Origin of the sequence: Pseudomonas kuykendallii, from assembly GCF_900106975.1 — a bacterium.
GTDB lineage: Bacteria > Pseudomonadota > Gammaproteobacteria > Pseudomonadales > Pseudomonadaceae > Pseudomonas_O > Pseudomonas_O kuykendallii.
The window spans coordinates 134,889-158,158 of sequence record NZ_FNNU01000006.1 but is presented as its reverse complement, the minus strand read 5'-3'; the positions used below and the strand labels follow the sequence as shown (position 1 = coordinate 158,158).

19 protein-coding genes are annotated in these 23,270 nt (G+C 66.9%); 7 read left to right on the top strand and 12 right to left on the bottom strand.

From position 1 onward, the window contains the following. The first annotated feature begins 80 nt into the window (after positions 1–80). Together BLV15_RS18820 and BLV15_RS18815 are read left to right on the top strand one after the other, a co-directional pair. On the top strand, positions 81–1,520 hold the full coding sequence (locus BLV15_RS18820; protein WP_090231243.1) for an aminotransferase-like domain-containing protein: 1,440 nt from the start codon (positions 81–83) through the stop codon (positions 1,518–1,520). 68 nt (positions 1,521–1,588) lie between these two features. Next, entirely contained in the window at positions 1,589–2,101 is a 513-nt protein-coding gene (locus BLV15_RS18815) for a hypothetical protein (protein WP_245728229.1), read from the top strand. Between the two features lie 35 nt (positions 2,102–2,136). On the opposite strand, the gene BLV15_RS18810 is transcribed toward BLV15_RS18815, so the two are convergent. From BLV15_RS18810 to BLV15_RS18780, 7 genes are all read right to left on the bottom strand, one after another. Beyond that, entirely contained in the window at positions 2,137–2,961 is an 825-nt protein-coding gene (locus BLV15_RS18810; RefSeq protein ID WP_090231242.1) for an SDR family oxidoreductase, read from the bottom strand. Positions 2,962–2,998: 37 nt separating this feature from the next. Further along, a complete protein-coding gene (locus BLV15_RS18805; protein ID WP_090231241.1) occupies positions 2,999–4,978 on the bottom strand; it encodes an acetyl-CoA carboxylase biotin carboxylase subunit in 1,980 nt (659 codons plus the stop codon). 264 nt (positions 4,979–5,242) lie between these two features. Beyond that, positions 5,243–6,037 carry an enoyl-CoA hydratase/isomerase family protein gene (locus tag BLV15_RS18800; RefSeq protein WP_090231240.1) on the bottom strand — a complete coding sequence of 265 codons (795 nt, stop codon included), beginning with the start codon at positions 6,035–6,037 and terminating at the stop codon, positions 5,243–5,245. A 115-nt stretch (positions 6,038–6,152) separates the two neighbouring features. Beyond that, the gene (gene atuD, locus BLV15_RS18795; protein WP_090231239.1) at positions 6,153–7,313 is read right to left on the bottom strand and encodes a citronellyl-CoA dehydrogenase; all 1,161 of its coding nucleotides are present in this window, start codon (positions 7,311–7,313) and stop codon (positions 6,153–6,155) included. A gap of 138 nt (positions 7,314–7,451) precedes the next feature. Continuing rightward, the gene (atuC, locus tag BLV15_RS18790; protein WP_090231238.1) at positions 7,452–9,068 is read right to left on the bottom strand and encodes a geranyl-CoA carboxylase subunit beta; all 1,617 of its coding nucleotides are present in this window, start codon (positions 9,066–9,068) and stop codon (positions 7,452–7,454) included. Positions 9,069–9,072: 4 nt separating this feature from the next. Continuing rightward, positions 9,073–9,939: an SDR family oxidoreductase gene (locus tag BLV15_RS18785; RefSeq protein WP_090231237.1), complete on the bottom strand. Its 867-nt coding sequence runs from the start codon at positions 9,937–9,939 to the stop codon at positions 9,073–9,075. A gap of 108 nt (positions 9,940–10,047) precedes the next feature. Then, positions 10,048–11,853 (bottom strand): acyclic terpene utilization AtuA family protein, encoded by a 1,806-nt coding sequence (locus tag BLV15_RS18780; protein ID WP_090231236.1) that lies wholly within the window; start codon positions 11,851–11,853, stop codon positions 10,048–10,050. 200 nt (positions 11,854–12,053) lie between these two features. Here BLV15_RS18780 and BLV15_RS18775 point away from each other — a divergent pair, with 200 nt between their 5' ends. Both BLV15_RS18775 and BLV15_RS18770 read left to right on the top strand, forming a co-directional pair. After that, positions 12,054–12,677 carry a TetR/AcrR family transcriptional regulator gene (locus BLV15_RS18775; protein ID WP_217632902.1) on the top strand — a complete coding sequence of 208 codons (624 nt, stop codon included), beginning with the start codon at positions 12,054–12,056 and terminating at the stop codon, positions 12,675–12,677. 64 nt (positions 12,678–12,741) lie between these two features. After that, entirely contained in the window at positions 12,742–13,530 is a 789-nt protein-coding gene (locus BLV15_RS18770) for a substrate-binding periplasmic protein (RefSeq protein WP_090231235.1), read from the top strand. Positions 13,531–13,637: 107 nt separating this feature from the next. Here the strand turns inward: BLV15_RS18770 and BLV15_RS18765 are convergent, their stop codons facing one another. The 4 genes from BLV15_RS18765 to eat form a co-directional block, all read right to left on the bottom strand. Beyond that, positions 13,638–13,805, bottom strand: a complete 168-nt coding sequence (locus tag BLV15_RS18765) for a DUF2897 family protein (protein ID WP_090231234.1) — start codon at positions 13,803–13,805, stop codon at positions 13,638–13,640. A gap of 56 nt (positions 13,806–13,861) precedes the next feature. After that, on the bottom strand, positions 13,862–14,626 hold the full coding sequence (gene eutC / locus BLV15_RS18760) for an ethanolamine ammonia-lyase subunit EutC (protein ID WP_090231233.1): 765 nt from the start codon (positions 14,624–14,626) through the stop codon (positions 13,862–13,864). Then, positions 14,626–16,020, bottom strand: a complete 1,395-nt coding sequence (locus BLV15_RS18755; protein WP_090231232.1) for an ethanolamine ammonia-lyase subunit EutB — start codon at positions 16,018–16,020, stop codon at positions 14,626–14,628. The genes eutC and BLV15_RS18755 overlap by 1 nt, the downstream gene beginning before the upstream one ends. Positions 16,021–16,136: 116 nt before the next feature. Further along, positions 16,137–17,507: an ethanolamine permease gene (eat, locus tag BLV15_RS18750; RefSeq protein ID WP_090231231.1), complete on the bottom strand. Its 1,371-nt coding sequence runs from the start codon at positions 17,505–17,507 to the stop codon at positions 16,137–16,139. A gap of 353 nt (positions 17,508–17,860) precedes the next feature. Here eat and pyrF point away from each other — a divergent pair, with 353 nt between their 5' ends. Then, positions 17,861–18,559: an orotidine-5'-phosphate decarboxylase gene (gene pyrF / locus BLV15_RS18745; RefSeq protein WP_090231230.1), complete on the top strand. Its 699-nt coding sequence runs from the start codon at positions 17,861–17,863 to the stop codon at positions 18,557–18,559. A 309-nt stretch (positions 18,560–18,868) separates the two neighbouring features. Here pyrF and BLV15_RS18740 read toward each other — a convergent pair whose 3' ends face one another. After that, on the bottom strand, positions 18,869–19,876 hold the full coding sequence (locus tag BLV15_RS18740; RefSeq protein WP_090231229.1) for an NADP-dependent oxidoreductase: 1,008 nt from the start codon (positions 19,874–19,876) through the stop codon (positions 18,869–18,871). 231 nt (positions 19,877–20,107) lie between these two features. Here BLV15_RS18740 and BLV15_RS18735 point away from each other — a divergent pair, with 231 nt between their 5' ends. Both BLV15_RS18735 and BLV15_RS18730 read left to right on the top strand, forming a co-directional pair. After that, a complete protein-coding gene (locus BLV15_RS18735) occupies positions 20,108–20,869 on the top strand; it encodes an SDR family oxidoreductase (protein WP_090231228.1) in 762 nt (253 codons plus the stop codon). Between the two features lie 157 nt (positions 20,870–21,026). Continuing rightward, on the top strand, positions 21,027–22,994 hold the full coding sequence (locus BLV15_RS18730; RefSeq protein WP_407072450.1) for an alkyl/aryl-sulfatase: 1,968 nt from the start codon (positions 21,027–21,029) through the stop codon (positions 22,992–22,994). The last annotated feature ends 276 nt before the right edge of the window (positions 22,995–23,270 follow it).

Sequence of the window (23,270 nt, the reverse complement as noted above, 5' to 3'; positions counted from 1 at the left end):
AACGGACAGCAGAATGAGGTAACTGTGCCGGTGCACATCGGACTATCACGACACTGTTACGCACGCTACGGACCGCCGCCATGACCAACCTCCTGCTTTACCAGCGCATCGCCCAGCAACTGGCCGAGGACATCCGCCGTGGTGTCTACCAGCCAGGCGAGCGTGTGCCCTCGGTGCGCAAGATGAGTTCGCAGCTCAGCGTCAGCCACGCGACCGTCCTGCAGGCCTATGCCAATCTGGAAGACCAGGGACTGATCCGCGCGCGTCCGCAGTCCGGGTACTACGTGCACCAGACGCCGGCGCTGACCGCGCCGACGCCGGACATCGCCCGCGTCGAGTTGCCCGGGCTGGTCACGCGGGCGAGCATCATCAACCAGGTACTCACCGAGTCGCGCCGCGAAGGCGTGTTTCCATTCGGAGCGGCGGTGCCGCACGTGGATTACCTGCCCGTGCGCGCGTTGCACCAGCAGCTGGCCAAGGTCACCCGGTTCCAGAGCCCGCGGGCATTCAGCTACATGTTCAGCCCGGGCTTCGAGCCGCTGCGCCGGCAGGTAGCGATCCGCATGCGCGATGCCGGCGTGGTGGTCGACCCGTCGGAAGTGGTGATCACCCACGGCTGCGTCGATGCCCTGCAGATGTCGCTGCGCGTGCTGACCCAGCCGGGCGACCTGATCGCTACCGAGTCGCCGACCTATTACGGTCTGCTGCAACTGGCCGACCTGCTCGGCCTCAAGGTCATCGAGATCCCCAGCGATCCGACCACCGGGATCAGTCTCGAGGCATTGCAACTGGCCGCCAACCAGTGGCCGATCAAGGCGCTGGTGCTCACCGCGCGGTTGAGCAATCCGCTAGGCGGAACGATTCCGGAGGACCGCCAGAAGCAACTGCTGCGCCTGGCCAACGAGTTCGATATCCAGATCATCGAAGACGATATCTACGGCGAGCTGATGTTCGAGCAGGGCGGGGTGAAGGCACTCAAGGCCCATGACCGGCACGGGCGGGTGATCTACTGTTCGAGCTTTTCCAAGACCCTGTCGCCGGGCGTGCGAATCGGCTGGATAGTAGCCGGCAAATACCAGAACGATATCCAGCGGCTGCAGACGTTCACCACCCATTCGGCCTGCAGCGTCACGCAGATGGCGGTCGCCGCCTACCTTGAAAACGGCGGCTATGACCGTCATCTGCGTTACATACGCCAGGAGTACCGAAAGAACCTCAGTGCGTTCCAGCTCGCGGTGCAGCAGCATTTCCCGGAGGGTACGCAGATCACCCGGCCCAACGGCGGCTTCATCCTCTGGGTCAGTCTGCCGGCGCGGGTGAATACCAAGGAACTGCAGGTCCGGGCATTGCAGCAGGGCATCAGCATCGCGCCCGGGTTGATCTTCAGCAACACCGAGCAGTTCAACCATTGCGTCCGTCTGAACTGCGGAATTCCGTGGAACCGCGAGGCCGAGCGGGCGTTCATAACCTTGGGCCTGCTAGCGACTCAGCTGTGCCAGGATGCCGTGAGCCTGTTGTAGGAAATTGCCCATCGGGTCAACCCTTGGGCTGGCCTCAGCGCTATAGAATAGATGCCATGATTTCGCGAATGACCACCCTTTGCCTGGCGCTTCTGCTCGCCGCCTGTGACAGCGGCGACAAGCCGGCCGGGCCGCCGAACGAGCCTGCCAGGCCGAAGCCCGTCACCCAGGTCGAACCTGCCGCGCCGCGCAAGGAACTGCCGCCGCCGGTGGCGACCAAGCCCGTGGTGGCCGACACCTCCGCAGCCAAGCCGGCGCCGCAGGCACCTGCGCCGGCCGCGCCGGTGGTCAAATCCAAAGGCAAGGCGAAGGGTACGCCCGCAGACACGCCCGTCGAGGAAGTCACGCTGGCCAAACCCAAGCTGGACCTGAGCCTGCCCCGCGAACTGGTGCAAAGCCTCGAGCCCGAAGCCAAGCAGAAGGCCACCGCCAAGTCGGAGAGTGGCCTGCTGCCGCCGATGTTCGCCGAGAAGGAGAACGTGCAGCAGCCGTTCCAGCTCAGCGGGCGGGTCATCTCCAATGAGCTGGAGCGCAACAGCGGCATCGAAGGGGCCGAGCTGCAGTTCCATTTCCGCCAGTAGGTCGCCCGCGTCACCCCGACCGTTCTGCCTTGCGGTCAGTCGAGAAACAGATCGCTTATCAGGCTGCCGCCTTGGGGGTCGAAGCGGTATTGCTCGAATTCGCTTTGCCCCTGTTCACGCAGAATCTCCTCGTCGATCAGCAAACGCCCGCTGAGCTGCCGGCCTTCCGTGCAGAGGATGGCGTGGGCGGCGTCGGCCATGATCGCGGGCGTTCGGGCGCGCAGGAAGGCGTCGCGGCTGCCCAGCTCGAACTCGATCGCCGCGGTGGCGATCATCGTTTTCGGCCAGAGCGCGTTGACGCTGATGCCATAGCGGCCGAACTCCTCGTGCATCCCCAGGCTGAGCATGCTCATGCCGTACTTGGTCACCGTGTAGGGCCCGTGCTGGGCGAACCACTTGCCCGCCAGGTTCAGCGGCGGGCAAAGGCTGAGGATGTGCCCGTTGGCGCTTTGCTTCAGGTAGGGCAGCGCCGCCTGGCTGCAGACCATCACTGCGCGGGTATTTATCTGGAACATCAGGTCGAAGCGTTTGGGCTCAAGCTTCTCGACGCCGAGCAGCTTGATCGCGCCGGCATTGTTGACCAGCGCATCCAGCCCGCCGAAGTGTTCGGCCGCCTGCGCCATGGCGGCAGACACCGCGCTCTCATCGCGCACGTCGAGTTGCAGCGGCAGGGCCCTGCCGCCGGCTTCCTCCACTTCCTCGGCGACGCTGAAGATGGTGCCGGGCAGCTTGGCGTGGGGCTCGGCGCTCTTCGCCGCGACCACGATGTTGGCGCCGTCACGGGCCGCGCGCAGGGCGATCTCCCGGCCGATGCCGCGGCTGGCTCCCGTGATGAATAGCGTTTTGCCGTACAGGGACATGGTTGCTCTCCGCTCATTGTTGTTATGCAAGCCCTTGTCAGGCTTCGGATGGTTCGATCTCCACCAGCATCTGGCGATTCTTCACCTGCTCGCCCTTGTTCGCCTGGACCCGGACGACGATGCCGTCGAGGCCGGCCTTGAGCGAGTGCTCCATCTTCATGGCTTCCAGCACGACGAGCAGTTGCCCCTTGGCGACGCGCTCGCCCTCGCTCACCAGGACCTCGACGATGGCGCCGTCCATGGGCGCCTTGAGCGTGGTCGAGCCTTCCGCCTGTGAAGGGTCGGCCGCGGCCTGGGTCAGATCGACCAGTTCCAGATTGCCGGATGCGCCGTATAGCCAGAGTTTGTCGCCGGCCAGGTGGTAGGCCTGGCGCCGGCGGACTCCATCGATTTCCAGGGTCGCCCAGCGGCCGTCGCCATCGAGCAGCCGCAGCGCGATACGCGCGTCGCCAACCTGGGCGAGGAGCTGCGGCTGCGCGCCGGGTTCGATCACCCGCAGCTCCACCCGATGACGCTGCTCGGCCTGCCCGAGCTGGAAGCACGCTGTCGCCTGCGCCGCATTGCGCCAGCCCGTACGCTGGCGGTTCGCCTGCGCGTGGGACTGGTAGAGCAGGGCGGCGGCGCAGGCCAGCTCGCCGGTAGCAGCGCGCTGCGGAAACAGGCTGGCATCGTCGGCGAAATGCTCGGCGATGAAGGCGGTGCTGGCGCGTCCGGCGGCGAACTGCGGGTGCCTGAGCAGATTGGCGAGGAAACGCTGGTTGCCGTTCACCCCCAGCAGCACGCAGTCCTCGACCGCGCGGATCAGCTTGCGCCGCGCCTCGTCGCGGGTCGCGCCGTAGGCGATCACCTTGGCCAGCATCGGGTCGTAGAAAGGGCTGATGCGCTGGCCTTCGCGCAGGCCGTGGTCGATGCGGATGCCCTCGCGCTCGGCCGGCTCCCAGCGCAGCACCTCGCCGGTCTGTGGCAGGAAGCCGTGCGCCGGGTCCTCGGCGTACAGGCGCACCTCCATGGCGTGGCCGCTGAGCTGGATCTGCTCCTGGCGCAGCGGCAGCGGCTGGCCCTCGGCGACCTTGATCTGCCAGGCCACCAGGTCCTGGCCGGTGACCAGTTCGGTGACCGGGTGCTCGACCTGCAGCCGCGTGTTCATCTCCAGGAAGAAGAATTCGCCGTTTGCGTCCAGGAGAAACTCCACAGTGCCGGCGCCGACGTAGCTGACCGACGCCGCGGCCTTGACCGCCGCATCGCCCATCGCCTGGCGCAGCGCGGGTGTCATCACCGGGCAGGGCGATTCCTCGACGACCTTCTGGTGGCGACGCTGCACCGAGCAGTCGCGCTCGCCGAGGTGCACGACGTTGCCGTGTCTATCGCCGAAAACCTGGATCTCCACGTGGCGCGGCTGGACCAGCGCGCGCTCGAGGATCAGTTCGCCGTTGCCGAACGCGTTCTGCGCCTCCGAGCGTGCGGTGCGCAACCCGGCGATCAGCTCGCCACTGTCTTGCACCAGGCGCATGCCCCGGCCGCCGCCGCCGGCGCTGGCCTTGATCATCAACGGATAGCCGATGCGCGCGGCCTGTTCGGCCAGGTTCGCCTCGTCCTGATCGGCGCCCTCGTAGCCCGGAATGCAGGGCACGCCGGCGTCCAGCATGGCGATCTTGGACAGGCGCTTGCTGCCCATCAGGTGGATCGCCTCGACGCCCGGGCCGATGAAGACGATGCCCGCCGCTTCGCAGGCGCGGGCGAAGTCGGCATTCTCGGAGAGGAAGCCGTAGCCGGGATGGATGGCGTCGGCGCCGGTTTTCTGTGCCGCCGCGATGATGTTTTCGATCACCAGGTACGACTGGTTGACCTGGGCCGGGCCGATGCACACCGCTTCGTCGGCGAGTTCGACGTGGCGGGCGTCGGCGTCGGCCTCGGAATACACCGCCACGGTGCGGTAGCCGAGTTCGATGGCGGTGCGCATCACCCGGCAGGCGATCTCGCCACGGTTGGCGATGAGGATCTTGTCGAATGCAGCCATGTTGTTGTCCTACTCCTGCCGTTCGAACCACTGTGGTTTGCGTAGGGTGGATCGCGCTTATCGATCCACCGTGCGTGTTCTGGTGGTGTGAAGAGCGACATCCACCCTACGATCTGCCGTTAAAACGTAGGGTGGATCGCGCTTCATCGATCCACCGTGCGGTGTTTCGGTGGATGTGAAGAGCGACATCCACCCTACAAACGCTGGGTCTGTTTGTTCCCTCTCCGCCGACCTCCCTCCCGCAAGCGGGAGAGGGGAGAGCCACTACCGGGCCCACTTCGGCCTGCGCTTCTGCACGAAGGCCGTCGTGCCTTCCACGCCCTCGCTGCCCAGCACCGCGTCGGCGAACAGGCCGGCGGCGCGGTCGAGCAGGGCGTCCAGTGGTTCGTCTTCGCTGGCCAGCAGCAGCGCCTTGGTCGTCGCATTGGCGCCCGGCGCGCATTGGCGCACCTGTTCGAGCACCTGCTGCAGCCGCTGCTCCAGCTCCGCGTCAGGCTCGCTGAAATGCACCAGGCCCAGACGCAGCGCCTCCAGGCCGTCGAAACGTGTGGCGCTCAGCGCGAGGCGCCGGGCCTGGGTCAGGCCTATGCGTTTCACCACGAAGGGCGCGATCTGCGCCGGAACGATGCCCAGGCTGGTTTCCGGCAGGCCGAACCTGGCCGTCGTCGAGGCGATGGCGATGTCGGACACGCAGGCCAGGCCGAAGCCGCCGCCCAGTACCGCGCCTTCGAGAACGGCGATCAGCACCTGCGGAACCTGTTGCGCCTCTTCCAGCAGGGCGCCGAACGCGCGGTTCAGTTCGCGGTAGGCATCGCCGCCCCTGGCCCGCGCCCCGGCCATGTCCTTGATGTCGCCGCCTGCGCAGAAGTGCCCGCCCGCGCCGCGCAGCACCAGAGCGCGCACGTTGCGGTCCTGGTTCACGGCGGCGAGTACGGCGCGTAGCTCCCCGACCATCGCCAGGCTCATGGCATTGCGGCTGTCCGGGCGGTCGAGGGTGACGTGCAGCACGCCAGCGTCGAGCTTCAGCAGCAGGGTTTCGCAGTGGGGCAGGTCGTTCATGGGAATACCTTCGAGTCCAGCGTTTCGCGGCGCAGGCCGCTACAGCACGTCGGGTGGATCACGTCTCATCGATCCACCGTGGTGGTGGATCGATAAAGCGCGATCCACGCTACGATCACACCTTCTTCTTGCCCGGCAGGATGCCCATAAGCTTGCAGATGATGCCGAGCATGATTTCGTCGGCGCCGCCGCCGATGCTGACCAGGCGCACGTCGCGGTAGGCGCGCGCCACCGGGTTCTCCCACATGTAGCCCATGCCGCCCCAGTACTGCAGGCAGGCGTCGGTGACCTCACGGCCGAGGCGGCCGGCCTTGAGCTTGGCCATCGACGCCAGCTTGGTCACGTCGCGGCCCTTCACGTACATCTCGGTGGCCTGGTAGACCAGCGCGCGCAGCGCCTCGATCTCGGTCTGCAGTTCGGCCATGCGGAAGTGGATGACCTGGTTGTCGATCAGCGGCAGGCCGAAGGTGTGGCGCTGCTTGCAGTAATCGATGGTGGCGTCGACGCAGTGCTCGAGGCCCTTGATCATGTTGGCGGCGCCGAACAGCCGCTCTTCCTGGAACTGCAGCATCTGCATCATGAAGCCGGCGCCTTCGTGGCCGATGCGGTTGCGCTGCGGCACGCGCACGCTGTCGAAGAACACTTGGGCGGTCTCCGAGCTGCGCATGCCGAGTTTGTCCAGGTGCGGGCTGACGGTGATGCCGGGCGTCTTCATCGGCACCACGATCAGCGATTTGTTGACGTGTGGCTTGTCGTCGCTGGTGTTGGCCAGCAGGCAGATGAAATCGGCCGACGGCGAGTTGGTGATCCACATCTTGCTGCCGTTGATCACGTAGTCGTCGCCGTCCTTGCGCGCAGTGGTCTTCAGGCCCGCCACGTCGGAGCCGGCGCCGACTTCGGATACGCCGATGCAGCCGACCATTTCGCCGCTGATGGCCGGGCGCAGGAACTCTTCGCGCAGCTCGTCGGAGCCGAAGCGGGCCAGGGCCGGGGTGCACATGTCGGTCTGCACGCCGATGGACATCGGGATGCCGCCGCAATGGATGGTGCCGAACTCTTCGGCGGCGACGATCGAGTAGCTGTAGTCCAGGCCCATGCCGCCGAATTTCTCCGGCTTGGAGATGCCCAGCAGGCCCAGCTCGCCGGCCTTCTTGAAGATATCGTGGATCGGGAACCGGCCGTCCTTTTCCCACGCGTCGACGTGCGGGTTGATTTCCTTGTCGACGAAATTGCGCACCGTGCGGCGCAGCTCCTCGTGTTCCTGGGTGAAGATCATTGTTGTTGTTCTCCAGTAGGGGGTGCCGCGTAGGCTGTGCGCACCGCGATCTTGGTTGGTGCGCATGGCGCACCCTACGGTCGGTTCCTGCGCAGTTCTCCGTAGGGTGCGCTGTGCGCACCGATTCGTGTATCGGGATCAGAAACGCGCCACGCCGAAGCTGTTCTTCTTCAACGGCCGCCGTTCGGCCTCGGCGCAGATGTCCAGCAGATAGCCCAGCAGCGTCCGCGTGTCGCGCGGGTCGATCAGTCCGTCGTCCCACAGGTTGGCGGTGCCGTAGAGCGCGGTGGACTGGCTGTCGAGTTTCTGCGCGGTGACGCTTTCCAGCATGTCGAGCATCTTCGGGTCGGCGACCTTGCCGTCCTTGGCGTGCTTTTCCTCGGTGACGATACGCAGCACCTTGCCGGCCTGCGCGCCGCCCATCACCGCGGTACGGCTGTTCGGCCAGGCGAAGATGAAGCGCGGGTCGAGGCCGCGGCCGCACATCGCGTAGTTGCCGGCGCCATACGAGCCGCCGACCACCAGCGTCAGCTTGGGCACCGTGGCGTTGGCCACCGCCTGGATCATCTTCGAGCCGTGCTTGATCACGCCCTGGCGTTCGGACTCGGTGCCGACCATGAAGCCGGTGGTGTTGTGCAGGAACAGCAGCGGCGTGTTGCTCTGTTCGCAGAGCTGGATGAACTGCGCTGCCTTGGCCGCGCCCTGCGGGGTGATCGGGCCGTTGTTGCCGATCAGCCCGCAGGGCTGGCCTTCGATGCGCAGGTGGCCGCAGACGGTCTGCGCGTCGAACTCCTGCTTGAAGGCGAGAAACTCCGAGCCGTCGGCGATCCGCGCGATGATCTCGCGCACGTCGTAGGGCTTCCTGGGGTCGGCCGGAACCACGCCGAGCAGCTCCTCGGCCGGGTACAGCGGCTGCGCATGGGGCGCTCGCTGGCGCACCGGCAGCTGCGCGTTCCACGGCAGCATGGCGATGATCTCGCGGGCGATGCGCACGCCGTCGGCGTCGTTCTCCGCCAGGTACTCGGCGGTGCCGGCGACCTGGGCGTGCATCAGCGCGCCGCCCAGTTCCTCGTCGGTGGCGATCTCGCCGGTGGCGGCCTTGAGCAGCGGCGGGCCGGCGAGGAACATCTTGGCCTTGCCGCGCACCACCACCACGTAATCCGAGAGCCCCGGCTGGTAGGCGCCGCCGGCAGTGGATGAACCGTGCACCACGGTAATTTGCGGCAGGCCCATGGCGGAAATCCGTGCCTGGTTGGCGAAGCCGCGCGCGCCCTCGACGAAAATTTCCGCCGCGTAGTTGAGGTTGGCGCCGCCGCTTTCGGCCAGGGTCACCAGCGGCAACTTGTTTTCCATGGCGATCTGCTGCAGGCGCAGGGTCTTCTTCAGCCCGCTGGGCGAGATGGTGCCGCCCTTGATCGCACTGTTGCTGGCGTTGATCAGGCAGCGCACCCCGGCGATGTAGCCGATGCCGGAGATGATTCCGCCGCCGGCCTGGGTGCCGTCCTTGTCGTCGTGCAGCTTGTAGCCGGCCAGTGCGCAGAGTTCGAGGAACGGGCTGCCGGCATCCAGCAGCAGGTCGAGCCGTTCGCGCGGCAGCAGTTGGCCGCGGCGGTCGAACTTCTCCCTGGCCTGGGCGGCCTTTTCCAGGCATTGCCGTTCGACGCTGCGAAAGCCTTCGAGGGCCGCCAGCATGGCGTCGCGGTTGGCGGCGAAGGTGTCGCCGTGTACATCGAGTTCGGACTGGATCACCGGCATCGCGTCATTCTCCTTTCAGCACGTCCGGCAGGTAGGCCCGGTGGAAGCCGTTGTAGCCCTCGGGGTTCTTCGCAGCCCCAAGCGTCCAGGCCCGGCTGCCTTGGCTCGCCGCGCCGTCGATGCGGATGCTGTGGCCGCTGATGAAGGCCGCCGCCGGAGACAGCAGGAAGACGATGGCGGCAGAGACTTCCGACTCGCTGCCGATGCGTTGCAACGGCACGTGATCCTTGAGCGAGCGGATCATCTTCTTCATCGCCTCGGGGTAGGTGTCCATGCCGCTGGAGGCGATCCACCCCGGCGCCACGGCATTCACCCGCACCCCGGCATGACCCCACTCGACGGCGGCGGTCTTGGTGAAGTTCTCCATGCCTGCACGTGCCGCGCCTGAGTGGCCCATGCCGGGCATGCCGCCCCACATGTCCGCGAGCATGTTGACGATGCTGCCGCCGGTGCGGCTCATGCTCTGGTTGAAGACTTCGCGGGCGACCAGGAAGCCGCCCACCAGGTTGGTGCGCACCACGGTCTCGAAGCCCTTCTGGTTGATCGAGGCGAGCGGGGCGGGGTACTGGCCGCCGGCGTTGTTGACCAGGTGATGGATCGGCCCGTGCTCGGCGATCACCGCCGAAACCATGGCCTTCACCGCGTCTTCCTCGCGGATGTCGCAGACCCGCCAGGCGACGCTGCCACCGTCCTCGACGATCTCGCCGGCGGTGTTTTCCAGCTTGTCCTGCTTGCGCCCGACCAGCACCACCTGGGCGCCCAGAGCCGCCAGTTCGTGCGCGGTGCAACGGCCGATGCCGCTGCCGCCGCCGGTGACCAGCACGGTCCGGCCGCTGAACAGGCCGGGTTTGAAGATCGAGTCGTATGTCATTGTTGTTGTCCTTCGGCTCGTATCGGGCACCACCCTGTCAAGGTGGTGCCCTGTCTGTCGCGTAGGGTGGACGACCGCGAAGCGTTTTCCACCCACTGATTCGCCCGGCTACACCTCGTGCTCCACCGGCAGCGTCTGCGCCAGTACGCGAGGCACCGGCACCGGGAATTCCAGCAGTTGCTGGGCGAACGCCTTGCCTTGCGGGTCGATGCGCAGGCTGGCCACGCCACCCCCGCCCAGGGCGTTCTCCAGCAGGAAATTCAGGCTGTGCGTGCCGGGTAGGTACCAGCGGGCGACGCGCCCCGTGACCGGGTCAAGCACTTGGCGCATCCACTCCACCACGGCATCGCAGGTCAGCGCTTCGGCGATCCACGGCAGGTACTCGGGGCGGCGCGCCATCACACCGATGTTGGCGTGGTCGCCCTTGTCGCCGGAACGGGCCACGGCGAGGCGGATCAGCGGCACGCTGGTGTCCGCTTCGCCCTCGGGGCGCGGCGGTTGCAGGTCCTCGGGAAGTTCCCGGGTATCCAGCGCCGGGCGGGGCGGCAGGGCGACGGGCAGGCGTTCTCCGTTCAGCTCGACGCTCAGCGCGCAGGCGCCCTTGTCGATCAGGAAGGAGAACAGGCGGATCACCGGGTACACCGTCGGCCGTCCGCCGACGATGCCGGTCAAGCCCGGCGCCATGCCGGTCGCCGCCTGGGCGATCTCGCGGGAGAACAGCAGCAGGGCTTCCTTGCGCGGATGGCGCACGCCGATCTTCACCACCACCTCGCGGGCGTCGCGGCGTTCGGCCCGCGCGCCGTAGGTGGCTTCGGCGCCGAGCAGCTCGATGTCGACCTGGGCGAAAGGCGCCCAGTGGCGCTGGGCGAACATTTCCTCGCAGCGTGCGACGATCGCCCGGCTTACCCGTTCCGCCTTGCGCACCGCGTCGATCCCGGCGATGAGGAAGCTGGCGACGCAGCGGAAACCGTCCGGCCAGGTGGCGTTGACCTTGTAGCGTTCGGTGGGCGCAAGGCCACGGGCGCCCTGCACGGCGACGCGGTTTTCGCCGACCTGCTCGAGCGTCACCTGGGTGAAGTCGCAGACCACGTCCGGCAGCAGGTAGGCGCGCGGGTCGCCGATCTCGTAGAGCAGTTGCTCGCCGACGCTGAACGGGCTGACCAGGCCGCCGCTTCCCGGCGGTTTGCCGACCACGAAGCGGCCATCGGCGGCGACCTCGACGATGGGAAAGCCGATGTGCTCGTAGTCCGGCACGCGTTCCCAGTCGGTGAAGTTGCCGCCGGTGCACTGCGCGCCGCACTCGATGATGTGCCCGGCCAGCGCGGCCTGGGCCAGCCGGTCATAGTCGTCCCAGGCCCAGCCGAACTCATGCACCAGTGCGGCGCTGACCACAGCGCTGTCGACCACCCGGCCGGTGATGACGATGTCCGCGCCCTGTTGCAGCGCCGCGACGATGCCCGGCGCGCCGAGGTAGGCATTGATCGATACGCACATCGGCGGCAGCGGGTCGCCGCTGAACATCTCCTGGATGCCGGCCTTGCGCAGCTCGGCGAAGCTCGGCTGCAGGTCGTCGCCGTGCAGGACGGCGATCTTCAGGTCGACGCCGGCCTTGGCGCAGGCGCTGGCGAGGGCCTGGGCGCAGGCGTGCGGGTTGACCCCGCCGGCGTTGCTGATGACGCGGATGCGCTTGCTGGAGATGTCCTCCAGCAGCGGCGCCAGCACCTCGACGAAATCCGTCGCGTAGCCGGCTTCGGGGTTCTTCATGCGCGCGCCGGCCATGATCGACAGGGTGATCTCCGCGAGGTAGTCGAACACTAGGTAGTCCAGTTGCGCACCCTGGACCAGCTGTGCGGCGGCCGTGGACGTATCGCCCCAGAAGGCGGAGGCGCAGCCGATGCGAACGGTCTTTGACATGGAGAATTCCTGCAGCGGGATTCGATTGCAGTGGAGACTACCAAGCAAGCGCTTGGTTGAAAACCCTGTCGCGATGCTTTTCTTGCCCAAGCGCTTGCTTGGCGACTCGGTGGGGCATAAATTCCTTCGCATACACAATGACTTGCGTATATCGGACGGTTTTGCCGATGGCGCATCAGACAGTAAGTGGGGAATTCAGCGTGGACGATCGGCAGGCCCAGGCAGTGATGGCGGAATTGCTCGCCAGCGGACAGATCACCGATCCTGAAAGCGCCCGCGGCAAGTTGCTGCAAACGGCGGCGCACCTGTTCCGCAGCAAGGGCTACGAGCGCACCACGGTGCGCGACCTGGCCAGCGCGGTGGGCATCCAGTCCGGCAGCATCTTTCATCACTTCAAGAGCAAGGATGAGATCCTCCGTTCGGTGATGGAGGAAACCATCCGCTACAACACCGCGCTGATGCACGCCGCGCTGGCGCAGGCCGAGGATCTGCGCGGGCGGGTGCTGGCGCTGATCCGCTGCGAGCTGCAATCGATCATGGGCGGCACCGGCGAGGCGATGGCGGTGCTCGTCTACGAATGGCGGTCGCTGTCCGAGGACAGCCAGCGCTACATCCTCGGCCTGCGCGATACCTACGAGCAGCTCTGGCTCGACGTGCTCGACGAGGCCCGCGCGGCGGGCTATTTCAGCGGCGACAGCTTCATCCTGCGGCGTTTCCTGACCGGCGCGCTGAGCTGGACGAACACCTGGTTCCGCCCCGAGGGTCCAATGAGCCTCGATCAACTGGCCGAGCAGGCGCTGTCACTGGTCATCAAGGAACGCTGAAACCGGCCGATAACGAGTAGCCCCGAATCCGCGGGGCGCCGCACTCGTCATCGGGGAACCCTTCGTGTTCGCGCCTAGCAAAATCCTCTTTCTGCTCTGCTGTCTGCTGACTCAGTCGCTGCTTGCCGCGCAGCGCGTGGTGGTCGGCGCGACCGAGTATCCGCCCTATGTGACGATGCCGGCGCAGGGTGAGCCGAGGGGCTTGCTGCCGGAGCTGCTGGAGGCGATGAACGCGGTGCAGGACGACTACCGCTTCGAGATCACGCTGACCTCCACGGGGCGGCGCTACCGCGACTTCACCCGCGGTCGTATCGACCTGGTGCTGTTCGAGTCGCGGCAGTGGGGCTGGCAGGACATCCCCATGCAGACCCTCGACCTGGGTATCGACGACTCGGAAGTCTTCGTCGCCCGCGCGGTGCCTGGCCGCGACCAGAGCTACTTCGCCACGCTGGAAGACAAACGCCTGGGGCTGCATATCGGCTATCACTATGCCTTCGCCGATTTCGAGAGCGATAGCGAGCGCCTGCACCAGCGCTTCGACGTCGTCGTCAGCCGCTCCCACGAGACCAACCTGGAAATGCTCCTGCGCCAGCGCATCGATCTCACGGTGATGGCCAAGTCCTACCTGCGCATGGACTTCGACGCGCGCCCCGAGCTGCGTGAGCGGTTACTGGTTTCCACGCGCGTGGACCAGACGTTTCGCCCGCTGGCGCTGATTCGCCCGAACGGGCCGATCGACGCCGAGCGCCTCTCGGCGATCCTCGAAGCGCTGCGCCGCGACGGTCGCTATGCCGCGCTGCTGGCGCGCTATCACCTCGACGCCGCGACCGCGCAGGACGACGCCAGGCATTAGCGCTGCGTTCGAGCCGTGAGCTGACGAGAAGGAGGCGGGCTTCGCCCACGCTGCGCCAGGCGCGGCCGCTGGCGTAGGTGAAGCCCGTGGAGTCGCGGGGAGGGCGGTCAGCGGTCGTCCGCGTCCTGGGCGTCCGCTTCGGCGTTGCGCTGGTGGACGCGGTCGAGTTGTTCCTTGGACAGCGGCACTTCCTTCGCCGTGTCGCGCAACATCATCAGGCCGCCGACGATGGAGCCGATGGCGACCAGCAGAATCAGCCAGGCATACCAGGGCATGGGAATCTCCTTCTTGTCTTTGGGTGTCCTTACCTTAGGACGCGCGAACCAGCCTGTCAGTTCGCGGGCAGTACGTCATGCAGCGTGCTGTCGTCCTTCAGCGCCACGCCGGAGAGCTGCAGGCGCAGCGCGCCGCGCACCAGGTGGTCGAGCTTGTGGGCGGCTACGCCATAGGGCAGGCCTTCCGGGCGCACGTTGGAGATGCAGTTGCGCTCGCTGTCCATCAGGCCGACCTTCGGCGCGTAGCTGACGTACAGCCCGAGGCTGTCCGGCGACGTCAGCCCGGGGCGTTCGCCGATCATCACGATCACCAGCCTGGCCCGCAGCGCCTCGCCGATGCCGTCGCCGATCGCCACGCGTCCCTGTTCGGCGAGCACCACCGGCGTGTTCGCCCAGTCGGCCTCGAAGCGTTCGCGGAACAGGCGCAGCAGCGGCAACGCGTGGTTCTGCACGGCGATCGAGGACAGCCCGTCGGCGATCACCACGGCCAGTTCCGGCGCCGGTGCCTCCTCGCGCAGGCGCTCGCGGCACGCTTCGTCGAGGCTGCGGCCGCGGTCCGGGCGCAGCAGGTAGACATGCCGGTCCTCGGCGTCGCTCTTCACCCGCAGGGTGCGGAAACCGGCGGCCTGGAGTTCGTCGCCGAGGGCGTCGAAGTCCAGCGGCCGGTGCACCGCGTCGCGCGCCTGGGCGTGCGCCAGGCCGAACTTGAGTACCTCGCTGGTCGGCAGGCTGGAGCCGACCCGGCCGAGCGCGATGCGCGCCGAGGTGTGCGCGCGCAGTTCGTCCCAGGGGTTGCCTTGCGTCAGGGTCAGGTCGCTCATCAGGCGGCTCCGGAAAGGAAGGGCAGTTGCTTGAGCAGATGGTGGCCGCGTCCGATCTCGCGCAGTTGCCCGGAGGCCTCGGTGATCGCCATGCGCGTCAGCCAGGCATCGAATTCCGGCGCGCGTTTCAGGTCGAGCACGCTGCGCAGGTAAAGCGCGTCGTGGAACGAGGTGCTCTGGTAGTTGAGCATGATGTCGTCGGCGCCGGGAATGCCCATGATGAAGGTAATGCCGGCGGCGCCGAGCAGGGTCATCAGGGTGTCCATGTCGTCCTGGTCGGCTTCGGCGTGGTTGGTGTAGCAGACGTCGCAGCCCATCGGCACGCCGAGGAGCTTGGCGCAGAAATGGTCTTCCAGCCCGGCGCGGATGATCTGCTTGCCGTCGTAGAGGTACTCCGGCCCGATGAAGCCGACCACGGTGTTGGTCAGCAGCGGCTTGAACTCGCGGGCCACGGCATAGGCGCGCGCCTCGCAGGTCTGCTGGTCGACGCCGTGGTGGCCGCCGGCGGAAAGCGCCGAGCCCTGGCCGGTCTCGAAGTACATCAGGTTGTCGCCTACGGTGCCGCGGCCGAGGCTCTGCGCGGCGTCGTGCGCCTCGCGCAGGATCGACAGGTTGATGCCGAAGCTGGAATTGGTCTTCTCGGTGCCGGCGATCGACTGGAACATCAGGTCCAGCGGCGCGCCGGCCTCGATGGCCTGGATCTGCGTGGTGACGTGGGTGAGCACGCAGCTCTGCATCGGAATGTCGAAGTGCTGGCGGACTTCATCGAGCATCTGCCACAGGCGCATCAGGGTCGGCAGCGAGTCGCTCGCCGGGTTGATGCCGACCACCGCGTCACCCGAGCCGTAGAGCAGGCCATCGAGCATGCTCGCCGCGATGCCGCGCACGTCGTCGGTGGGGTGGTTGGGTTGCAGGCGCACGGAGAGGTGCCCGGGCAGGCCGATGGTGTTGCGGAAGCGGGTCACCACGCGGCACTTCTTCGCCGCCAGGATCAGGTCCTGGTTGCGCATCAGCTTGCTCACCGCTGCCGCCATTTCCGGCGTGATGCCTGGCGCCACGGCGCTCAGCGTGGCGCTGTCGGTGGAATCGAGCAGCAGCCAGTCGCGCAGGTCGCCGACGGTGAGGTGGGAGATCGGGGCGAACGCCGCGAGGTCGTGGCCGTCGATGATCAGGCGGGTGACTTCGTCGGCTTCGTAGGGAATCAGCGCTTCCTCGAGGAAGCGTTTGAGCGGCACGTCGGCGAGGGCGATCTTCGCCGCCATGCGTTCCTCGTAGGTCGCCGCGGCGAGGCCGGCCAGATAATCGCCGGAGCGCGCGGGGCTGGCCTTGGCCAGCAGGGTCTTGAGGTCGGCGAAGCGGTAGGTCTGGCTGCCGACGGATGTGCTGTAAGGCATGGCGGGGCTCCGTGGGGCGGGCCGCGGCGCGTCGGGGTCCGGTGCGCGACGGCGGGCTCGGAAACGACGACGCCGGGCGCAAGCGTCCGGCGTCGGCACTCAGGCGTCACTAAACGTCAGGCGGCACCACCGGTCAACAGCACGTCGCTGCGGGCGTTGGCGCGCTGATGGCCGGTCAGCAGGAAGTAGACGAAGCCCACCACCATGAAGCCCAGGAAGATCAGCCCGATGATCGCGTTGAACCAGGCCATCGCCACCAGGCAGACGACTGCCAGCACCAGGGCGATGCCCGGCACGATCGGGTAGCCCGGCGCGCGGAAGGTGCGCTCCAGGTTCGGCTCGCTCTTACGCAGCTTGAACAGGCTGAGCATGCTCATGATGTACATGACGATGGCGCCGAACACACTCATGGTGATCATCGCCGCGGTCAGGGTCATGCCTTGCAGGTTGATCAGGCCGTCGCTGTAGATCGCCGCGATACCGACCACGCCGCCGGCGATGATCGCCCGGTGCGGCGTCTGGAAGCGCGACAGCTTGGCCAGGCTGGCCGGCAGGTAGCCGGCGCGGGCGAGGGCGAAGAACTGCCGCGAGTAGCCGAGGATGATGCCGTGGAAGCTGGCGACCAGACCGAACAGGCCGATCCAGACCAGCATGTGCAGCCAGCCGGAGCTTTCCCCGACCACCACTTTCATCGCCTGCGGCAGCGGGTCGTTGATGTTCGACAGGGCCGCCCAGTCGCCGACGCCGCCGGCGAAGATCATCACGCCCATGGCCAGCGTGACCAGGGTCAGGATGCCGGCGATGTAGGCCTTGGGAATGGTGCGTTTCGGGTCCTTGGCTTCTTCGGCGGCCATGGCGGCGCCTTCGATGGCGAGGAAGAACCAGATGGCGAAGGGGATCGCGGCGAAGATGCCGGAAATCGCCGCGCCGCCGAACTCGTTGGAGCCGGCCCAGCCGTTGAGCACGAAGTTGCTGAAGCTGAAGCCCGGTGCGACCACGCCCATGAACACCAGCAGCTCGGCCACCGCGAGGATGGTCACCACCAGCTCGAAGGTCGCGGCGATGCTCACGCCGAGGATGTTCAGGGTCATGAAGACGATGTACGCGCCAACCGCGGCCAACTTCGGATCGAGACCGGGGAACTGCACGTTGAGGTAGGCGCCGATGGCCATGGCGATGGCCGGCGGCGCGAAGACGAACTCGATCAGCGTGGCGAGGCCGGCTATCAGCCCGCCTTTTTCACCGAAGGCGCGGCGGCTGTAGGCGAAGGGGCCGCCGGCGTGGGGAATGGCGGTGGTCAGCTCGGTGAAGCTGAAGATGAAGCAGGTGTACATCGCCGCCACCAGCAGCGCGGTAACCAGGAAACCGAGCGTTCCCGCTACGCCCCAGCCATAGCTCCAACCGAAGTACTCTCCGGAAATCACCAGGCCGACGGCGATACCCCACAGGTGCAGGGTGCCGAGGGTGGGTTTGAGTTGCGTGCTCATGCTGACCTCTCAATGGATTTTCGACACGTTCTGTTACGTTTTGCAGCCCCCGTGCCATTCTTGCGTTTTGCACGAAACAGAGCATGGCCCAGCGGTTCCCATGGCCTCGCACGGCGTGACCGGCGGGTCAGCGTGCGTCGCGCTGGTGCGTCGAGCGGAGAAAGTGAATCGATTCAGCGCGCGCCGCCGAGCCAAAGTCGAGCGCGCCAGCCGGGAGGATCGGGGCGAGGCCAAGTCGCCCGCAGGCGTGCGGAGAGGTCGGAAAATCGTCCTTCGGCACCTCGCGCGGCTACGGAAAACTCCGGCTTTCTGCGACAATGCGCGCCGTTTTCGATCCGCCGTGAGAGCCCGCCATGTCCGCCTGCCAGTCCCCGATCATCGTCGCTCTGGATTTCCCGTCCCGCGACGCCGCGCTGAAACTCGCCGATCAGCTCGATCCGGCGCTGTGCCGGGTCAAGGTCGGCAAGGAGCTGTTCACCCGCTGTGGCTCGGACATCGTTGGTACATTGCGCGACCGGGGCTTCGAGGTTTTCCTCGACCTGAAATTCCACGACATCCCCAACACCACGGCGATGGCGGTGAAGGCGGCGGCGGAGATGGGCGTGTGGATGGTCAACGTGCACTGCTCCGGCGGGCTGCGGATGATGGCTGCCTGCCGCGAGATGCTGGACCGCTTCAACGGGCCGAAGCCGTTGCTGATCGGCGTGACCGTGCTGACCAGCATGGAGCGCGAGGACCTGGCCGGAATCGGCCTGGACGTGGAACCCCAGGTTCAGGTGCTGCGCCTGGCGGCGCTGGCGGAGAAAGCCGGGATGGATGGCCTGGTCTGCTCGGCGCAGGAGGCCAGTGCATTGAAAGCGGCGCATCCACGGCTGCAGCTGGTCACTCCCGGCATTCGCCCGGCCGGCAGCGCGCAGGACGACCAGCGTCGCATCCTCACCCCGCGCGAGGCGCTGGACGCCGGCTCCGACTATCTGGTGATCGGCCGCCCGATCAGCCAGGCGGCCAACCCGGCGCAGGCGCTGTCAGCGGTGGTCGCCGAACTGGCCTGAGGCTTCGTCGATAGCTCGGACCCCAGACGGACCGTAGGGTGGGCTTCAGCCCACCGCTTCGGCGCTGAGCGCACTGTGGTGGGCTGAAGCCCACCCTACGCAAGGCGTCGTTCAGCTGAGCTTCAGTGCCCGCTTGCCGAACTTTTCGCCCCACCCCGCGCGAGGCGCTGGACGCCGGCTTGGATCACTGGTGATCGGCCGCCGAAGACGCAGCTTCGCGTAGCTAAGAACGTAGGGTGGGCTTCAGCCCACCGCTTCGGCGCTGAGCGCACTGTGGTGGGCTGAAGCCCACCCTACGCAAGGCGTCGCTCAGCTGACCTTCAGCACCAGCTTGCCGAAGTTCTCGCCCTTGAACAGTTTGCCGAGGGTTTCCGGGAAGGTTTCCAGGCCTTCGACGATGTCCTCGCGGCTCTTCAACTGGCCGCTGGCCAGCCAGCCGCCGATCTCCTTCATCGCCGCCGGGAAGCCGGCCGCGTGGTCCATCACCACGAAACCTTCCATACGCGCGCGGTTCACCAGCAGCGACAGGTAGTTGGCCGGGCCCTTCATCGCCTGCTTGTTGTTGTACTGGCTGATGGCGCCGCAGATGACCACCCGCGCGCCGCGGGCGAGACGGCTCAGCACGGCGTCCAGCGTGTCTCCGCCGACGTTGTCGAAATAGACGTCGACACCTTTCGGGCATTCGCGCTTGAGGCCTTCGGCAAGATCCTCGCTCTTGTAGTCGATGGCGCCGTCGAAGCCCAGCTCGTCGATCAGGTAGCGGCACTTCTCGGCGCCGCCGGCGATGCCGATCACGCGGCAGCCCTTGATCTTGGCGATCTGCCCGGCAACGCTGCCGACCGCGCCAGCGGCGCCGGACAGCACCACGGTATCGCCGGCTTTCGGCGCACCGGTTTCCAGCAGGGCGAAGTAGGCGGTCATGCCGGTCATGCCGAGGGCGGACAGGTAGACCGGCAGTGGCGCGCGCTGCGGGTCGACCTTGTACAGCCCGTTCGGCGCGCCGAGGTAATAGTCCTGCACGCCGAGCACGCCGTTGACGTGGTCGCCGACGGCGAAGTCGGGGTGCTGCGAGGCGACCACTTCGCCCACGCCCAGGGCGCGCATCACCTCGCCCAGGCCCACCGGCGGAATGTACGACTTGCCCTCGTTCATCCAGCCACGCATGGCCGGGTCGAGGGACAGGTACTTCACGCGGACCAGGATCTGCCCCTGGCCGGGTTCGCCCACCGGCTTCTCGACGTACTCGAAAATGTCGCGGGTGGCTTCGCCGACGGGGCGTTTGGCGAGGAGGAATTGGCGATTGGTGGCGGCAGTCATGGCAGGTACTCGAATCGATGGGTAGGTGACTGTGATAGTTCGCCCGGCGCCCGGGTTCAAGTTTCGTCTGCCCGGGGAATGCCCGCCGATCCGTTCGACTGATGGTGGGGCAGGGTGCTTCATCAGCAGGATGGATCGCCAGCCAACCGGCGTCCTGATAGTGATGCCGACCTGCGTGGGTGCGTGGATAGACTGCGGCACACCATTACTCGCCACTGCTGAGGACTGACGATGAGCATGACGTTTTCCGGCCAGGTTGCCCTGGTCACCGGCGGCGCGGCCGGTATCGGCCGCGCGACCGCCCTGGCGTTCGCCAGCGAAGGGTTGAAGGTGGTGGTGTCCGACCTGGATGCCGCCAATGGCGAAGCCACCGTCGAGGCGATCCGCGCCGCCGGCGGCGAGGCCTGCTTCCTGCGCTGCGATGTCACCCGCGAGGCGGACGTGAAAGCCCTGATGGAAGGCGTGATCGGCGCCTACGGTCGCCTGGACTACGCGTTCAACAACGCCGGCATCGAGATCGAGAAGGGCAAGCTGGCCGACGGTGGCGAGGACGAGTTCGACGCCATCATGGCGGTCAACGTGAAGGGCGTCTGGCTGTGCATGAAGCACCAGATCCCGCTGCTGCTGGCCCAGGGCGGCGGCGCGATCGTCAACACCGCCTCGGTGGCCGGCCTCGGCGCGGCGCCGAAGATGAGCATCTACGCCGCCTCCAAGCATGCGGTGATCGGCCTGACCAAATCCGCGGCGATCGAGTATGCGAAGAAGAAACTGCGGGTCAACGCGGTGTGCCCGGCGGTGATCGATACCGACATGTTCCGCCGCGCTTACGAGGCGGACCCGCGCAAGGCCGAGTACGCCGCCGCCATGCACCCCGTCGGTCGCATCGGCCTGGTCGAGGAGATCGCCGCCGCGGTGCTCTACCTGTGCAGCGACGGCGCAGCCTTCACCACCGGTCATGCACTGGCCGTGGACGGCGGCGTCACCGCGATCTGATCGCCTCGCCAGGTCGCCGCTTCGACGGCCTTCGGGCGGAACGGCAGGGATGCTTTTTCCGCCTACGCGCTCTCTTTCACGCGTGGTACGGGACAAGCGGCCGTTTCGCTTGTCGCACACTGCGATCGTCCTAGAAGAAGAGAGAAACTTCATGCCCGTGCCCCTTTTGCTGCAAGGCCTATCCCTGGCCCTGTTCGGCGGATTCGTCGCCACCTCGCTGGCGGCCGAGACACCCAAGCCGGCCACCGCGCTGACCGCATCGGTCAACGCCGCCTGGAACGAGCGCCTGCCGTTCGCCGACCAGGCCGATTTCCAGGCGGCCCGTCGCGGCCTCATCGAGGCCTTCGACGGCGTGATCCGCGACGAGGACGGCAAGCCGGCCTGGGACCTTCCCGCCTATGCCTTCCTCAACGGAAAGCCGGCGCCGGACTCGGTCAACCCCAGCCTCTGGCGCCAGGCGCAGCTGAACAACATCGCCGGGCTGTTCCAGGTCAGCGAGCGGCTGTACCAGCTGCGCGGCATGGACCTGGCGAACATGAACGTCATCGAGGGCGACACGGGGCTGATCATCGTCGACCCGCTGCTCAACCAGGCCACGGCGAAGGCCGCGCTGGAGCTGTACTACAAGCACCGCCCGCGCAAGCCGGTGGTCGCGGTGATCTACACCCACGCGCACGTCGATCATTTCGGCGGCGTGCGCGGGGTGGTCGACGAGGCGGACGTCAAGGCCGGCAAGGTGCGCATCTATGCGCCGGAAGGCTTCTTCGAGCACGCCATCAGCGAGAACGTGATGGCCGGCCCGGCGATGAGCCGCCGCGCGCAATACATGTACGGCGCGCCGCTGCCACGCGGCGAGCGCGGCCAGGTCGACGCCGGGCTCGGCAAGTCGGTGCCCAGCGCCGGCACCATCACACTGATCCGGCCCACCGACGTGATCGCGCAGCCCATCGAGCGGCGTCGCATCGACGGCATCGACATCGAGTTTCAGCTGACCCCCGGCACCGAGGCGCCGGCGGAGATGAACCTGTACTTCCCGCAGTTCCGCGCGTTGTGCATGGCCGAGAATGCGGCGCGCGTACAGCACAACATCCTTACCCTGCGGGGCGCGCTGGTACGCGATCCGAAGGTCTGGGCCGGCTATCTCGACCAGGCGCTGCAGCGCTACGGCGACAAGTCCGACGTGCTGTTCGCCCAGCATCACTGGCCGACCTGGGGCCGGGCGGAGATCCAGACCTTCCTCGCCGACCAGCGCGACATGTACGCCTTCATCAACAGCCAGACGCTGCGCCTGCTCAACCAGGGGCTCACGCCGATGGAGATCGCCGAGAAGCTGAAGACGCTGCCGCCCAGGCTGGCCAACAAGTGGTACACCCGCGATTACTACGGCTCGCTGAGCCACAACGTGCGCGCCGTGTACCAGCGCTACATGGGCTTCTACGACGGCAATCCGGCCAACCTGAACCCGCTGCCACCGGTCGAGGCCGGCCAGCACTACGTGGCGGCCATGGGCGGGGCGGACAAGGTGTTGGCGCTGGCCCGCGAGTCGTTCAAACAGGGCGACTACCGCTGGGTGGCGCAACTGACCAACCACCTGGTGTTCGCCGAGCCGGACAACAAGGCCGCCCGCGAGCTGCAGGCCGACGCCCTCGAGCAGCTCGGCTATCAGAGCGAGAACGCCACCTGGCGCAACGCCTACCTGATGGGCGCCAACGAGTTGCGCAACGGTGTTTCCAGGCAGCCCAGCGTCGGCAGCAACGCGCCAGACCTGGTCCGCTCGCTGACCCCGGCGATGTTCTTCGACTACCTGTCGGTGCGCATCGACGCCGAGAAGGAGGCCGGCGAGGACCTGCTGATCAACTGGAGCTTCAGCGACCTCAAGGAAGACTACGCACTGACGCTGCGCAACGGCGTGCTCACCCATCGCGACGGTGTGTTGCATCCGCAGGCAGATGTCAGCGTGACCATGGACAAGGAGCTGCTCGACCGCATCGCCCTCAAGGAAACCAGCTTCCTCAAGCAACTCATGGTCGGCAACATCAGCATGCAGGGCGAACGTCTCAAGCTCGGCCGGCTGCTGGGCGGCATGGACGAACCGGACGGCAACTTCAACATCGTCACGCCCTGAAGCCGCCGTCCAGCTGGCGTTTTCCTCCTCCCCGAACGCGGCTCCGGCCGCGTTTTTCCTGCCTGTCGTTCGGCGGCGCGCCGCCCATTGGCTGTCGCAGAACTGTTCTGCCTGTCTCGGCGAATGCGACAGCTGTAGCGGCGCGCGATGCCGCCAAAACCGCCTCTCTGATCGCTGAAGGCCGCGTCGCTCCTGGCCTGCAAGGGCTCCGCCGGTGGCTGGCATAGCGGTTGCTCTTCTGAATGGGACTGCAGCGAAACGCTCCAGCCCCTAATA